This window comes from Synechococcus sp. H60.1 (assembly GCF_047462335.1).
Lineage (GTDB): Bacteria > Cyanobacteriota > Cyanobacteriia > Thermostichales > Thermostichaceae > Thermostichus.
The window spans coordinates 1-15164 of record NZ_JANSJA010000072.1 but is presented as its reverse complement, the minus strand read 5'-3'; the positions used below and the strand labels follow the sequence as shown (position 1 = coordinate 15164).

Here is a 15164-nt window from a genome sequence, read left to right as displayed (position 1 = left end):
CAGAGATTGAACTTGTTCGCCTCACTTGTAGCACGAACGGCTTTCATCCCGACACGGATTGGCTCTTCACCCATACAGTGCGGGTCTTCCCGCCGATTAAGCTAAAGCCTGAGCTTTTGGCAGCTCTGCCAGAGGCTTACCAAGACGGGATCCTGTTGGTGGTGAAAGAAACGCCGCTCTCGGAAGAGGATCTGCCCGCCGAGTGTCCCTACCCACTTGAGCAGGTGCTAGATCTCGGCTTTTATCCGGGATCGGGATAGCTCAAGGGGCTTGGCTCGCCCTTGGAAATGCCGCCTCTTGCAACCTGAGAGCGAAAGCTAGAGCTCCAGCTCAACCTGTCCTCCAAAGGCTGCAACCAAAGCCTTGCTAGAGATGGCTCAGGCGTGATTTGAACACGCGACCCAGGGCTTATGAGTCCCCTGCTCTACCGCTGAGCTACTGAGCCGAGAAGACGCTTAACTAGGATAGCATCTTTATGGCTGGGAAGTCTGCCCTGAAAGAGGATCCCCCCAGGCATAGCTTCCTCCACAGCTTGGGGTAACTTGTTCCAGCAAGCCGCCTAGAACCGTGCTGTAATGAACACGCCCTCTCCTCGGCCTCCCAAGGGATCCCTCTTTTGGTTGGCCCTATTGCTGCAGGTAAGCCTGGTTGCGCTGGTGCCGACCCGGAAGGCGCTTACCCTTGCCACGGGAACCCCCATCTACTTGCAAATTGCTCCTCGGGATCCCTACGACCCCTTGCGGGGCCGCTACGTAACCTTGAGCTATACCGTTGCCCAACTTTCCACTCTGGAGAAACTGCCCGGTTGGTTCCCTGAGCTTGGTAAGCCAGGGATCCTCTACCTGCGCTTGGCCCCTCCTGCCGGGGATCCCTCTCAACCCTGGCAGGCCATCGGCATCAGCCGCGACCGGCCCGGGGAGCTGCAACCTACGGAGGTCGTCCTGCAAGGGTGGTTCGATGGGTGGCAGCTTAGGTTTGGGATCGAAGAGTTTTTCATTCCAGAAGCGCTGGGAGATGTTCTGGAACTAGAGATCCGCCGCAACCCAGAAGCACTGCGAGCAGAGGTGAAGGTGGATCCCTGGGGCAAAGCAGCTCTGGTGGGTCTTTGGGCGGGGGAACGGCGGTACTAAAGGCCGGCCTTGTTCTGCAGTGGGGGGAGGATCCCTTTTAGCCCTCTTTCTTTTTCCGCGAGCGACTTGAGCTTGTTTTCTTGACGCTGGCGGATGTCGTGGTTTTTTTAGACGATTTCTTCTTACTAGGAGGTGGTGCTGTAGGAGCTAGGAAAAATACCTCCTTCAGAGCATCCAACTTTTTGCCTCGCGTAATTCTGCATCCTAGCTTGGTTATGGGAGTTAGATCCTGCCACCAGCTCCTATCCGCCTCCGCAATTCGCGCGGCTGCAGTGGTTACATCAACTCCCTTAAGCGGAGTGCCGGGCTGCTCAGCCAGGTATCTCAGCGCAGCCAAGATAGTTTCCCTAGAAGCCTCAGTCAGATTGACCTTCGGAACCCTTTCTCTGGCGAGAACTTGGGCCTGCTCCACCTGCTCCGGAGCTGGGTCAACAATGATACACCAGAGCCTCTCCAGCCCTGCTTCTTGAGCAACTGCATAGACAAAATGGTTGCCAACGGCCTTGTACTGGTAGTCGCCAGCTTCAACCACTAGCAGCGGCACCCAGTTGCGCCCTCCTGTTGCCCTTAACTGAGCGGCTGCTGCAGTAACCAGGAAAGAGGGAGCAGAAAACCCCTCGGCAGGCATGATGCTCTCAAGGGGTAAGTTAACCAGCTTGCCGAGATCGGAGAACTCACTCATCGATAAAGTACTCGCCGGCGAGCTTTTGGTAGTATTCTAAAACTTTCTTGTGCTTAAGGACAGCAGGAATTCGATCAAAAGTGGCAGAAGATATCAGTGCATAGTCGGGTATAATGCATTTGTCTTCATTGCCCTTTTTAAAGAGCGGTCGGAAATACGGGGTTAAGTCCATATCTTTCTCTTGCTTAATAAGCTTTTGTATTTCTTCGTTTGCCAGTTTGGTAGCGTTTTGATTTTTCGAGGAGACGCCATTAAAAAAGATAGGCAAAGCGATGGGGCCTCCGTCGTGTCGTGATTTAACAGTTTCTGGAATGAATTTGGTAATTACTCTAACAGCATTATTCAAAGAAGACAGATCGTCAGGTCGGGTAGGTATCAAAATAACGTCGGCAGCAAAAAGTCCACTTTGGCTGAAGTAAAGCCACTGAGTTGGGCAGTCGATTAGGATGTAGTCATACTCACGACGAAGGGGGGCAAGCAGATCCCGAAGGCGCCTGGTTCCTTTCTGGATATAGGCTGCATTTTGGCTGTCGGTCAGTTTCTCCAGCTCAGAGTCTCTTGGGATGAGGTTGAAGACGGAAACTATTCCCTTAGGTGTCTTGAGCCTATATGTCTGAACAATCGTGTGGACGTCTATCCTGGGATCCTTTAAACACTGCGTTAGTGTAACTTTTCCAGGAGTAGCTCCCAAGCTTCTTGTCAAATCTCCTTGGGAGTCAAAGTCAACAGCTAAGACTTTTTTCCCTTTATATGCTAATGCTCCTGCAAGGTTAATAACCGTTGTTGTTTTGCCCACACCGCCTTTATTGTTGTACACACATATGGTCAAAGCGCGCTCGTAGTTTTCTATCTTGTTTCGTAAATCATGCACGATGTTCTCAATGTTATCCAGGTTGATAGCAAGGTTTGCTGTAACAGGGTGAACAACCTTCCCGTGCCTCCTCCAGAGCTGGATGTAATTTGCATTGGTAACTATTCCCCACTTTGCTGATTTGCAATGCTCTCCAAGCAAGTACCTTTTTATTTGATCTACTGCATCTCTACAGGCAGCGGATCCCTCACTAAGATTGACTGTCCTGGACTTAACTTCCAAGAGAAGGTATGGGTTTTTCCTAGAGTTATAGAAGATGTCTGTATGTTGTGTGTTTTTTCTAGCTGCAAAGTCTACTTCTCCGCACCCTGTTTCAAACTCCTGCCTAATCTCCAGGTCTCCAAAGCCTAGCTCATGGAGCAAGGGTCTGGCAAAATCTTGGACAATGACTTGCTCAACTCTCTCGCGGGGGGATATCCTCCCAAGCTTCTCTCGGAGGGAGATGACACTAGTCATAGACTGAAGGGATCCCAATGTGCCCCTCAGTCTAGCAGTTGCTTTGCCCTCTCTGCGAGTGCCTGGGCCGTTAGGCCGTTGTAGTCCATGAGTTCGGCAGGGGTGGCGGTGGTTTCGCCGCGTTTCCAGGCAAAAAGATCGCGCGGGCCGGTGTAGCGCAACAACAGGGGCTCCAACATCAGGCTGGATCCGCCAGTCACGCCGATAAGGGCTTCGCCGGCAAACCAGGCGGCAAACTCCTGGTCAGACATGAACTCCCCATCGGGTTGGGCACAGGTGGACCAGGCTATATCGCTAGGGCGGTAGAGACGGCGAGGGTTGACTACCGAAACAATTTTGCTGCCGATCCCCTGGGCCTGGAGCTGGTCAGCCGCCGCAAAGACTGGCAGGAGGATCATATCCCCCACCACGGCAAAGACCACAGTGCGGGATCCAGGCAGTTCCTGCAGCACAGTGCAGCCCTGCTCCACGGCTTGGCGCGCTTGTTCCAGGGTGGTGCGGATGGGCAGGGGGGTTTTGCTGGCAAAGATCGGGATCCCTTTGTTGAAGGTCGATAGGGCCCACTCGTAGGCGACTTGGGCACAGTTGGCGTCGGGGGGAAAGAGGGGGAAGATGTTGCCGTTGCGCATCATGGCCGCTAAATAGGCCTCGATTTCTGGGCGTTGGTGGGTCCAGCCGTTACGTCCCTGTTCCAATGCTCCAGCCGTGAAGAGGGCAATAGCGGCAGGGGTGGGGCGGCGCAGCTCCGCCATCGCCTGGGTTACCGTCTGCCAGATGGGCAGTCCGTTGACGGCAAAGGATTCATAGGAGCACCAGAGAGAGCGCCCGCCGAAGAGCGCCAGGCCCCCCGTCAGGCCAGCGCAGGCATCTTCGCTAAGGGGTTCGTAAACCTGGCCCTGGGGCTGTTGGTTGTAGAGCGGATCCACCGTGGGGTGGATGACTTTCAGGCCCTGGTTGACATTGGCAAGGCCGGAGGCCTCGTTGCCGTCCGCGTTGGCCACCAGAAAGTCAGGGTCTTTCTGCCCTACCTGCACCACTAGAGCGCCAATGGCCGTGGTGGAGACTTGCTTATCGCCGAGGGGGAACTCAGTTAAGTTGAGGGATCCCAGCGGCGGCAGAGGCCGGATAGACTCAGTGACCACCACCTTAGCTGCCGGTCCCCCAGCAGCCCGCTCGCAGTTTTGTCGCACCAGGGCCCAAGCTGCCGGATGCAGCGCCCGCGCTTGCAGAGCAGCCACAATGTCGGGGTTATCCAAGGTATGGTGGGCGTAGAGGTTGTGGGATTTGGATCCCTTGGCGTGCACGCCCGCCCCTTTCAGTTGCTTGAGGATGAAAACCGTCAGGTGGCCGCTTAGAGCTGACTGAATGGCCCGCTCCATTTCGGTCAGTACCCTCTGGGCAAAGGCCAAGCGGGCTTCCAGGGAAAAAAGAGTGCTGTCCACATAGGGGCCAGGCTGCTGGGCATCGTCGAATTCCTTAGCATCCACCAGCACCACTTCCTCGAAGCCGTTGCCCCGCCAGTACTCAACCATCTGGGCGTTGGTGAGGGTGGAGATCATGCTGTGGTGCTCTTGGCTGTAGCCATTCCAGACCAGCACCGGCAGGAAGTTGGTGCGCTGCGGGAAGGCGGTGTGAAAGTGGATCATGGAGCTCATCACGTAGGGCTCCCCCAGCCCCCCATCGCCGATGGTGACAGGAAAGAGGCGATCCGGGTAAAGCAAAGCAGCGGCCATGGCAAAGTGCTGCCCCTGCCCAAGGGGCCCTGCCGGCGCCAGCAAGCCGGGGATGTAGCCAGAGAGGTGCCCCAGCAGCCCTTCCCGTTCCCGAAAGCGAGCCTGCAAGTCAGAGACGGTGTGGATGCCCATCTCGGCCAGGGATCCATCCAAGAACATGGCGGCATAGAAGCCGGGGGCGTGGTGGCCCACTTCGGTGGGAATGTTCTTTTGGCCCAGGTACACCAAAGCGGCATAGGCTTCCGCCTGGCTGGCAAAGCCCCCCGGGTGGCCCGAGGCTTTGCTGGCTGTCATCTGCAGGGTGAGGTAGCGCAACGCATCAGCATAGAGCAAAGTTTGGTAGGCGGCCATGCGACTGCCGGGATCCCGCAGCTTGCCTGTGGCAGCATCGACTGCAGGTTCCTGGCCCAGGCGATCGAATTCCGGCCAGGGATCCCCAAAGTATTGGATCCCTTCGCAAAAGGCGGGAACTTGGGCAGTTGCCTCCTGAGCCAGCGTCATGGTCGAGCCTCACTCTTTGTCGGGTTACTCCTCACTTTAAACCTGATAAGGCCTTTTGGATGTTGTAAACTACCCGCACTCATGCTGACGTATAAAGTACGGGCTCTTGGTAGCCCTGCAGTTGACAAGCCAACCACGGACCTCTGGGCTGGTTTGCGGCAGCCCCCGAAAGCGCAATCACAAAGGACTCCGTCCCGCTGACGCCAGTGGAGATGCAGTGGTCCACCCACGCTTGAAAGCGCCTCTCCCTGCCAGACAGCCGTTGCAACAGTTGCCGGCACCTGCGCCGTGAACTGCATGTGCCCTGACTGGCTTTGTGTTGAGGTAGACGAGGTGTACACTTCCCAGGCAAGTTTCTTGGATAGGGATGAGCTACCTAACTACGGTGAAAGACCCGACCGGTGGCAAGCATCTGGGAAGTGGATAAAGCGGGGACTGTGCCAAACAGCCAAAGGGTGGTTAGTGAACGCTGATGCTAACGCTGCGGCTAACCTACTGAAAAGAGTAAGCAGAACTTTGGGGCTTTGCCTCGAGGGACTGTCTAAGGGCGGTTTGACAACACCTTTACAAGTCCGTTTGTGGGCTACTTAAGAATCTCCCGACTTCAGTCGAGGGAGTGTCAACTAGCTGTGCTCGGTGGCGGATTAGGAGCGGCAAAGCTGCTCCCTTCTGGAAAAGGGGAGTGTTCTGCGTGCATCTGAACGCAAAACTATCTGACTGCAAAACTTAGCCCCTTGCTGTGGGCATTGACCCTGGCAGCAAGCAGGAAGGGTGGACGGTTAAATTCTGTAGCTCACATGTGCCTCGACATCCAAGTGGACACTGTGACTTGGATGAAGCTATGGATCCCTGAGGCAGCAGGTTTCATCAGAAGCGATTTGTAGGTAAGGGATGCCTCCTTGAGCCAAGTGCGGCCGGCCCGTTGCTGCTCAATCTAGCTATCGCTTGCTGAGTTTGAGGGCTGATCTGGAGCAGAAAGCACCTTTTATGCTGAATGAGCATTTTAAGATGACATAACTGCATAATAGGTAACAAACGGTAGTACACATTACCAAAGATCTGGAGGCGACACCCCTATATTGGCCTGCGTGAAGGGCTTGAGCATGGCCGCGCCCTTCCCCGCTTGGCTGTCGGGATCCCTGAGGCGCCCAAGCTTTGCAACCCAAGCAACAAAGTCCTCGACTTTCTCCACCGTCACTTTGCCCAGGAGGAGTAAACCAGCTTCAGATGAGAATCAGCAATGGATAACGTGCGTAGCCTCTGTCCCTACTGCGGGGTTGGTTGTGGCCTGGAAATTCTGGCTGGCGGCACAAGAATTCGTGGGGATCGGTCTCATCCCTCCAGTCAAGGCATGGTTTGTGTTAAGGGTGCCACTCTTCTCGAAACCCTTGATCACAACCGTGCCACCGTGCCTCTTTATCGCTCCAGCCTCCGCGATGATTTTCAGCCGATTAGCTGGGATCAAGCGCTGGATTTGATCGTGGAGCGCATTCGCCAGAGTCGCCCCGAGCGAATTGCGATCTATGGTTCAGGGCAGTTGCATACTGAAGATTATTACGTTGCCCAAAAGCTACTCAAGGGCTGCCTGGGCAGTAATAACTTTGACAGCAACTCGCGCCTTTGCATGTCCTCTGCCGTGGAGGGCTACTGCCAAAGCTTGGGTTCAGATGGCCCTCCCTGTAGCTACTCTGACCTCGATAGCTGCGAGCTTGCCTTTTTGATCGGCACCAACACCGCTGAGTGCCACCCAATTTTGTTCAATCGCCTGCGCAAGCGCCACAAGAGTGACCCGAGTTTGAAGGTGGTGGTTGTGGATCCCCGCCGTACCGAGACGGCTGAGGGTGCAGATCTATATCTTGGGATTGCTCCGGGCAGCGACATTGATTTGCTCAATGGTATCGCCCACCTACTCATTCAGTGGGGGGCCATCAACCACGACTTCATTGCCCAACACACCGAAGGCTTTGAGACCTATGCAGCTCTGGTGGCCGAGTACACTCCTGCGCGTGTGGCTAGTCGCTGCGGCATAGAAATTGAGGATGTAATTGCCGTCGCTCGACTCTGGCAGCACTCCCGGAAAACCCTTTCCATGTGGTCAATGGGGCTTAACCAGTCCAGCGAAGGTACTGCCAAGGTTACAAGTCTTATCAATCTCCATTTGCTCACTGGCCAAATAGGCTTTGCGGGGGCAGGGCCGTTCTCGCTGACGGGGCAGCCTAACGCCATGGGCGGCCGAGAGGCGGGTGGCTTGGCCCACCTCTTGCCCGGCTATCGCAAGGTTACGAACCCGGAAGATCGCGCTGCTGTGGAGCAGCATTGGCAGCTTGGCCCAATCAATCCTGAGCCTGGCCTCGATGCTCTCGGGATGATTCGCGCTCTGGAGGCTGGCGCCCTGGATGTTTTCTGGATTGCCGCCACCAACCCGCTGGTGAGCTTGCCCGACCTGCACCGGGTAGCAGCAGCGCTCTCGCGATCGCCTTTCACGATTGTCCAAGATGCCTACTTTCCTACCGAAACCACTGCCTACGCGCATCTGGTGCTGCCTGCTGCTCAGTGGGGTGAAAAAACGGGCACCATGACCAACTCCGAGCGCCGCGTTACCCTCTGTCCGGCGTGGCGCCATCCCCCCGGTGAAGCACGGGCTGATTGGGAAATTTGGGCGGAAGTAGGCCGCCGTCTGGGCTTTGCCAAGGCGTTTAGCTTTGCGGATAGCGCAGCAGTTTTTGCCGAATATGTCGGTCTTACTGCTGGGCGTCCCTGTGATCTTTCTGGCCTCAGTCATGAGCTCCTGCACCAAGGCCCCCAACAGTGGCCTTATCCCCGTACTGGACCAATCGAGACCCGCAACCTCTATATCAATCACCACTTTCCAACGCCTACAGGTCGCGCTCGTTTCATCGCCAGTCATTCACACGGCCTTGCCGAACCGCCGGATCCCGACTATCCCTATGTCCTCACTACAGGACGCCTCTATGGCCATTGGCACACCCAAACCCGTACTGGCCATGTAGCCAAAATCCGGGCAATGCACCCCCAGCCTTTTCTCGAGATTCACCCCCGTGATGCTGACAGGGTAGGGCTCACCGATGGCGACTGGGTAAGGGTTGAATCACGGCGAGGCAAGGCTACCCTCCCGGTTAAAATAACCCGGGCGATCAGCCCCGGCACGGTATTTATGCCGATGCATTGGGGACCATTGTGGGGTGAAGATGCCGCCTGCAATGCCCTCACCCACTCGGTTGCCTGCCCTAGCTCGAAGCAACCTGAACTTAAAGCCTGTGCCGTCAGACTTAGTCGCATCGAACCCCTGTCAATCTAAGCCCACTTTATGTCTTGGGTAACGCGATGATCTTTCAGTTCGAGCAAGACTTTGCCGATAGCCTCCGCTGCATCCCTATGGTTGTGCGCTTGAAGCTGGATCAGTGTGGCATCAAACTCAAACTACATCAGTGGCTGCGTTTTAGTCGTCAGCAGCGCCAAAGCTTGATTGACCGACCAACTGATACTGCTGCCGACCGTGCTGCCTACCGCGAGTACCTGATTCACCTTATTGAAAATATCTGCCAAGAACAAGCTAGTGAGCTGCCTGTTGATCCAAAACCGGCTTGGGAAGATGCCACCGCAATCCCTGCCAGCGTCCTTGAGCAAGCAGCAGCCAGGGGGGTTGTGCTGACCCTTGAGCTGTGGCAAAAGCTAACGCCCTTGCAGCGCTTTGCCCTCATTAAGCTTAGTTGCTCCAAGCACGAAAACCGTAACTTTGTACCTGCCTTTCAGGAATTCTCCTCACCCTGGAGCCAAGATAAGCGCTGCTAGGGTAGGTGCAGCTCATACTCGGACACTCCATTCGTTGGCCTTACTTTCAGCGCTTATGATCAGCGTCCAAGAAGCTGAAGCCGTTATCAAAGCCCAGTGGCTGCCACCTAGAACCGAGTCGATCCCAATCGCGAAGTGCGCAGGCCGGGTTCTTGCTGAGCCGATCTATGCCGATCGTGACTACCCGCCGATTAACCGCGTCATGGTGGACGGCATTGCCATTAACTACGCTGCCTATGCCGCTGGGCAGCGCCGCTTTAGGGTTGCGGGCATGGCTGCCGCTGGGGTAAGCGCTGCCACGCTGGCCGACCCGCAGCAGTGCTTCGAAGTGATGACCGGCTGTCCCCTGCCGCTGGGTAGCGATCTTGTCGTCCCCTACGAGCAGATTCGTATCGAGCAGGGAGTCGCTACCATCACCTATGAAGTTGAGCGCAGCAGAGGTGATTTTATTCATCGACAAGGCAGCGACTGCATCGCAGGGGCACTCGTTCTCCACCCCGGCATTACCCTCAAGAGCGTTCATATCGGCATTCTAGCCTCCTTCGGCTACAGCCATGTCCAAGTCGAAGCAGCTCCCCGCATCAAACTTGTAGCCACAGGTGATGAATTGGTCTCCATCGAGCAAACTCCCACACCCTATCAACTGCGATGCTCCAACGCTTACGCCCTCAGAGCTGCTCTCCTCGCCTACGGTTACACCGAGGTCGAGATTGACCACATCCCCGATGATTCGGCTAGCATTATCGCCCACTACCAAACTAACACCCAAAGCTATGACCTCTTGATTTACACCGGCGGTATCTCGAAGGGAAAACGCGACTACTTACCTCGAATTTGGCAACATTGTGGCGTTACTGCCTATATTCACGGTGTCGCCCAAAAACCGGGCAAGCCGATGTGGTTTGGCATTGATCATCAAGCTAACACCATTGTCTGGGGGCTACCAGGCAATCCTGTCTCAGCTCTTGTGTGTCTGCATCGCTATCTGCTGAACTGCACCGTTTATTCCGGCTATCTGGGTGAGACCATTACCTTTGAGCCTAATCTCACTTTTTTTGTACCTGCCAAGCTTGGTAGCAACCAAGCCCTCACACTAATCATGCCTCAGAGCTCTGGCGACTTTGTTGCTCTGGCAACCAGCGATGGCTTTGTAGAGCTCCCCCAAGATCAAGTGGTCTTTAAGGCTGGCGAAGTCTTTTTATTCTATCCCTGGTACTAGGATGCAACTAGTTGATCAATGGAACCGCCGCATTCGCAAGCTGAGGGTCTCCCTGACCGATCAATGCAACCTGCGCTGTCGCTACTGTATGCCCCTGTATCCTGAGTTCATGGACAAAAGCAGCTATCTAAGTCCGCAGCAATACAAAGACATTATCGGTGAGCTGCTGGACTATGGCATCGAGGAAGTTCGTATCACAGGTGGCGAACCTCTGGTTCGGCGCGAGTTTGCCGAAATCATGCAGGGGCTTGCTGAGCTGAAAATTCCCTCCCTCAGCCTCACGACCAATGGAGTGCTGTTGCACCTCTACTGGGATGTCCTTAAAGCTGCCAATGTTCATAATCTTAACATCAGTCTCGACAGCCTTCAGCCTGCTACTGAAGCCTGGATCACACACCGAGACTGCCTTGCCGATATTCTTCGTAATATCCGGGAGGGTATTGCTCAGGGGTTTAGCATCAAGCTCAACACAGTTCTGATGCGAGGCGTCAACGATCATGAGCTGTTTGATTTTGTTGAATTTGCTCGCGAGACAGGTGTGACAGTTCGCTTTTTGGAGCTGATGCGGATTGGCTATGCCAACCATATTTATGATGAGCGCTACATTTCAGCACAAGAGTGTATTGCTCGCCTAAAGGAACGCTATACCCTAACCCAGCTGCCGACGGTACCTGATTCTACAGCATTCTACTTCACAGTCGATGGGGCTGCCAAAATCGGATTTATTGCCTCCGAGTCGCAACCTTTCTGCAGCACCTGCTCGCGCTGGCGCTTGACCGCCGATGGACGTCTCTTTGCTTGCCTATTTACCGAAAACGGCTTGCCAATCCGTGATGCGACACCAGCACAACGCCGACAGATTTACCAACAGCTTTTAGGGATGAAGCCAATGCGCAGGGTCGAGCAGGTTTTACATCCGATGTACAGTTTAGGGGGCTAGATCTATGGGTGAGGCTGATCGTGTATGGGCGCATCTTGATGCTCAGGGCCAACCGCAGATGGTGGATGTCAGTAACAAATCTGCATCTTTGCGAGTAGCGACAGCTCAAGCAATAGTTCAATTGCCGCCTGCTTTGAGTACATATATTGTTGGTCAAGATATTTACCTCGAGAAAGGAGTGGTGTTTCAGACAGCAGTTATCGCGGGTACTATGGCTGTTAAAAAGACTGAGCAACTGATCCCCTTTTGTCACCAGATTCCCGTCGAGAGCTGCACCTTTGATATCAAAATTGATGATCGTTTGCTTGTAACTGTTCACTGCACCGTCAAAACTAGCGCCAAAACAGGCGTTGAAATGGAGGCCCTCTGTGGTGCTTCGGTAGCGGCGCTGACGATCTACGACATGTGCAAGTCGGTGTCACCCCACATCTGTATTCGAGAGACCCGCCTAGTGACCAAGTCCGGCGGCAAAAACGCCCTCCTGGAGCGTCCTCTCTACGGTCTGGTACTTACAGGGGGACAGAGCAAGCGCATGGGCCGGGATAAGGCTCTGCTGAACCACACTGGCAAACCGTATGCTGCCTATCTCTATGAATTGCTACAACCCTACTGCCAGCGAGTTTATCTATCAGCGCGTGCCGGTCAGTGGTTGAGCACGCCACTGGAGTTGCTGCCCACGCTGCCGGATCAAGTAGAAAGCGTTGGCCCAATCAGTGGTCTGCTGACTGCCCTGAACACCCATCCCGAAGCTAACTGGTTAGTTGTTGCTTGCGATCTCCTCAATCTGCAAGCAAAGACAATCCAAAAGCTACTGGAGCACTATCAAGCTGAAACGGTTGCGACCTGTTATGCTAACCCCAAACTTGGCTTTCCAGAGGCTCTCTGTGCAATCTATACTCCTCAGGCTGCAGCAGTGCTGAGGGCTGCCTATGCAGCCGGGGTATACTGCCCTGTTAAAGTCCTTGGCGACCAACCCTGTACCCTAGTTACCCCTGACTGTGAGGCCGAACTGATGAACGTCAATACCCCAGAGGAGTATGCTGCCTTTGAACGTCTTTTAAGCCCAAGGTAATCGAAACTATGACAACTCAGTCCATCCTGACCAAAACTGTAACTATCCAGTATGTGGCGATGCTGAGGGAGCAGGCTCAACGAAGTAGAGAAGTGCTCCAAACCAATGCAGCAAGCTACCTGGAGTTGTATCAGCAGGTGAAGGCAAAGTATGGCTTCCCACTGGCAGCGAAAGATATTAAAGTTGCTGTCAATCACGAATTTTGTGACCTAACTAGTCCGGTTGACGACTATGCCTTCGTAATTTTTATTCCGCCAGTCTGTGGAGGTTAGATGCTGCGGTTTTTGATTAGTGACACTGCTATCCAAACAACCGAGCTCAGCCGCTTACTTGCCGATAGCACAGCGGGTGCCCTCGTAACCTTCGAGGGTTGGGTACGCAATCACAACAGGGGAAGGACTGTTCTCAGCTTGGAGTACGAAGTTTATGAAATCCTCGCCGAGAAGGAGGGCGAAAGGATCCTCCGGGAGGCCTGCTCTAAGTTCAATCTCTGTGGCGCTATCGCCTGTCACCGTCAGGGCCATCTTGCGATTGGCGACATCGCAGTGTGGGTTGGTACTACCGCTGTCCATCGAGCTGCTGCCTTTGCTGGAACACGCTACATCATCAATGCCATCAAGCATCGGCTGCCAATCTGGAAAAAAGAGTACTATCGTGACGAGGAACCGCAGTGGGTTTTGTGCCAAAAAACACCCTCGCTATTCGAACAATCATTTGATGAATAATTTCTAGGCTTTCTAGGCTGGCGTTAGAGAGTGTCATTGTTTGAACCAGGAGCAGTGTGGGGATCCCTGGCATGGACTTGGCCAGGCGGTGGTTCTTCACCTGCAAATCCTCATACGCCACGACGTTGTTAGACAAAGTGCTCCGCAACGCCAGAGGCGAGCACTACGTACCGGCCCAGCTTCATGGCTCAGTCTCTACGCTGGCGCTGGACTTTCAGGTGTACCTTGCCCAACCTCTTTCTCCGTTTGTGGTAGGGGTTGGACTGCCGCTCAGCTCCCTTGACGAATGTCCTGCTCAACTTGCGTTGATGTCTTTTCAGCCGCTTCTCATTCCGGCGCAAAAACTTAGGACAATCTACCGTGTTCCCCTTCTGGTCGGAGTAGAAGTGGTGCAGCCCCAGGTCGAGACCCACCATCTGGCCGGTGTACTTGCCCTGGGCCCAGCGCTCTCTGTCGAGGCAGAACTAGGCGTAGTACCTGTCCGCTCTGGGCACCACCCGCACCCGGTTGATCTTGGAGCCGAGGATAAGCTGTCTGGCTTTGCCGTTGCAGTACAAGGCAAAGGTACCTGCCTGGTTGCCGTCGGTGAAGGTGATGGCCATCCCGTCAGGTGAAAGTTTCCACCCCGACTGCTTGTACTCACTTGTACTCAATGGATACGAATGGCCTCATTCAGAGCTCGGTACCGCTCTGGTCTTCCGTTGAGCAGCTTGGCTTCCCTAGCTAGCATGAAACATCACACGCTCGCACGGATAAGAAAGACAGCACTTCATCCCCATAGCTAAAGCTAGGTGCCTTCGCGCATCGCTTTCCGGCTAAATGAAAGGGACAGCCTGGGGCAGAGGTTCGGTTGCAATGGGCCGTCCTCACCATTACCTACAATATCTAGTGTCTCAAACCCTTTAACTGCCTATTTTCCCCCAATATACAGATGAAAATTTGCTGGCTATCGACCGGCTTCCCTTGTCCTTTACCTTGGAGATACTTGAAGGAGGAGATCTGTGCCCCTTTTTGGAAAGCTGTGGTACATTCGAGGGAGGCCAGAGCTGAGCCTTTCCGAGAAGCAGGCTAAAGGCTTTTTGGAGCAAAGCAAAGGGCTCTGCTGCAATGGCTTAAGTTTGTAGGGCTGTTGGCTTTTTCTCATCTTGATTGTCTGAGGTTCTCTGGTTTTGTTTGCTCTAGTCTTAGACTTGTTGGGGATGGCCACTTTCTAGAGGATTTGCGATGGTTGGTTAGCTGTTGTTGAGCATTACTTCTAATTGCTTCTTGCCTGTTGTCAATCCGCTTGCTCCTCAAGACCGACTGCCCATGACAGACACTCGTCCTTGTGCACCCTGTATCGTAGATAGCGGAATTTTGGTTAACAAGCGGGATATTTACCGTCTCCTAGCGGATCTGGGGCGGGTTCGCTACTTCGATATCGTCGATGGTTGGGTGCGAAAGCAGGGTGAGGGCTATGTGATGGAGGTGTTTCAGGATGCAACGGCGGCTACCTTGGTGGCCAATCGCAGCCTTTACCTAAACCTCAACAGCTTCGACTACGCCTGCTTGCGGGATCCCTCCCCCTCGGAGGTGGCAGGCATGGAGGGGGAACGGCCCAGCGTGGTGATTGATCTGGTTCAGGAGAGCCGCATCTTGCGTTTGGTGCCTCTGTCAGATCCGCTATCGGATCCCGCGCAGTTGTGGGCGGACACTCAGGCGTTGCAGGCGGCAGCGGCGGACGCTTTGGGGGCGGGCTGGAGCCTAGAAGAGGAAGACAGTTCTTGCGACCCGCTGGATTGAAAGGACTCAAAAAAACAGGCCGCCAGACTCGTCTTCGCTCACTCTTAAGGTTACTGTTATTTCAGCTTGCGTCGGGCACTGAAGGTGCTGGGAGTCGAGTGGAACAGTACCTTTGGGTAAAAGGAAACTACCCCGCAAGAGGAAACACTTGGGGAAATGAGCACGGCTCCTAGCGTAGTGACAGGTGGTGAATAGGGGTTAGTAACTGGTGACGAGTCACTAATCACTAGCCACTAGTTA

Annotated in this window: 15 protein-coding genes, 1 tRNA gene and 1 pseudogene; 10 read left to right on the top strand and 7 right to left on the bottom strand. The window is 54.5% G+C overall.

Annotation, left to right across the window (positions count from 1 at the left end; genetic code table 11):
- The coding region (locus NW852_RS04355; RefSeq protein WP_414426487.1) for a DUF29 family protein at positions 1-260 on the top strand (260 nt) is incomplete at its 5' end.
- Between the two features lie 113 nt (positions 261-373).
- Here NW852_RS04355 and NW852_RS04350 read toward each other — a convergent pair.
- Positions 374-445 (bottom strand) — tRNA-Met (locus NW852_RS04350).
- A gap of 130 nt (positions 446-575) precedes the next feature.
- Between NW852_RS04350 and NW852_RS04345 the strand changes: the two genes are divergently transcribed.
- Positions 576-1130 (top strand): GDYXXLXY domain-containing protein, encoded by a 555-nt coding sequence (locus NW852_RS04345; protein WP_414366509.1) that lies wholly within the window; start codon positions 576-578, stop codon positions 1128-1130.
- A 37-nt stretch (positions 1131-1167) separates the two neighbouring features.
- Here NW852_RS04345 and NW852_RS04340 read toward each other — a convergent pair whose 3' ends face one another.
- From NW852_RS04340 to NW852_RS04325, 4 genes and pseudogenes are all read right to left on the bottom strand, one after another.
- Positions 1168-1812, bottom strand: a complete 645-nt coding sequence (locus tag NW852_RS04340; protein ID WP_414372602.1) for a Rho termination factor — start codon at positions 1810-1812, stop codon at positions 1168-1170.
- Positions 1805-3139, bottom strand: a complete 1335-nt coding sequence (locus NW852_RS04335) for an AAA family ATPase (protein WP_414426486.1) — start codon at positions 3137-3139, stop codon at positions 1805-1807. The genes NW852_RS04340 and NW852_RS04335 overlap by 8 nt, the downstream gene beginning before the upstream one ends.
- 26 nt (positions 3140-3165) lie before the next feature.
- On the bottom strand, positions 3166-5373 hold the full coding sequence (locus NW852_RS04330) for a phosphoketolase (protein WP_414426485.1): 2208 nt from the start codon (positions 5371-5373) through the stop codon (positions 3166-3168).
- 79 nt (positions 5374-5452) lie between these two features.
- A pseudogene (locus tag NW852_RS04325) lies at positions 5453-5695 on the bottom strand (hypothetical protein); the annotation flags it as partial.
- A 918-nt stretch (positions 5696-6613) separates the two neighbouring features.
- On the opposite strand from NW852_RS04325, the gene NW852_RS04320 reads away from it, so the two are divergent.
- Genes NW852_RS04320 through NW852_RS04290 form a run of 7 tightly spaced genes read left to right on the top strand, consistent with a single transcriptional unit; the run spans position 6614 to position 13142 of the window.
- Complete coding sequence (locus tag NW852_RS04320; protein ID WP_414372608.1) at positions 6614-8692, top strand: molybdopterin oxidoreductase family protein; 2079 nt, start codon at positions 6614-6616, stop codon at positions 8690-8692.
- A gap of 26 nt (positions 8693-8718) precedes the next feature.
- Complete coding sequence (locus NW852_RS04315) at positions 8719-9186, top strand: nitrate reductase associated protein (protein ID WP_414372609.1); 468 nt, start codon at positions 8719-8721, stop codon at positions 9184-9186.
- A gap of 55 nt (positions 9187-9241) precedes the next feature.
- Positions 9242-10405 (top strand): molybdopterin molybdotransferase MoeA, encoded by a 1164-nt coding sequence (locus NW852_RS04310; RefSeq protein WP_414372611.1) that lies wholly within the window; start codon positions 9242-9244, stop codon positions 10403-10405.
- Position 10406: 1 nt separating this feature from the next.
- The gene (gene moaA / locus NW852_RS04305; protein WP_414372613.1) at positions 10407-11345 is read left to right on the top strand and encodes a GTP 3',8-cyclase MoaA; all 939 of its coding nucleotides are present in this window, start codon (positions 10407-10409) and stop codon (positions 11343-11345) included.
- Positions 11346-11349: 4 nt separating this feature from the next.
- The gene (moaC, locus tag NW852_RS04300; RefSeq protein WP_414335717.1) at positions 11350-12417 is read left to right on the top strand and encodes a cyclic pyranopterin monophosphate synthase MoaC; all 1068 of its coding nucleotides are present in this window, start codon (positions 11350-11352) and stop codon (positions 12415-12417) included.
- An 8-nt stretch (positions 12418-12425) separates the two neighbouring features.
- Positions 12426-12689: a MoaD/ThiS family protein gene (locus tag NW852_RS04295; protein ID WP_414372616.1), complete on the top strand. Its 264-nt coding sequence runs from the start codon at positions 12426-12428 to the stop codon at positions 12687-12689.
- Positions 12690-13142 carry a molybdenum cofactor biosynthesis protein MoaE gene (locus NW852_RS04290; protein ID WP_414335721.1) on the top strand — a complete coding sequence of 151 codons (453 nt, stop codon included), beginning with the start codon at positions 12690-12692 and terminating at the stop codon, positions 13140-13142.
- A gap of 188 nt (positions 13143-13330) precedes the next feature.
- On the opposite strand, the gene NW852_RS04285 is transcribed toward NW852_RS04290, so the two are convergent.
- On the bottom strand, positions 13331-13558 hold the full coding sequence (locus NW852_RS04285; protein ID WP_414335723.1) for a transposase: 228 nt from the start codon (positions 13556-13558) through the stop codon (positions 13331-13333).
- A gap of 48 nt (positions 13559-13606) precedes the next feature.
- A complete protein-coding gene (locus tag NW852_RS04280; protein ID WP_414426484.1) occupies positions 13607-13744 on the bottom strand; it encodes a hypothetical protein in 138 nt (45 codons plus the stop codon).
- 754 nt (positions 13745-14498) lie between these two features.
- Here NW852_RS04280 and NW852_RS04275 point away from each other — a divergent pair.
- Positions 14499-14924 (top strand): hypothetical protein, encoded by a 426-nt coding sequence (locus NW852_RS04275; protein ID WP_414377615.1) that lies wholly within the window; start codon positions 14499-14501, stop codon positions 14922-14924.
- Positions 14925-15164 lie beyond the last annotated feature (240 nt).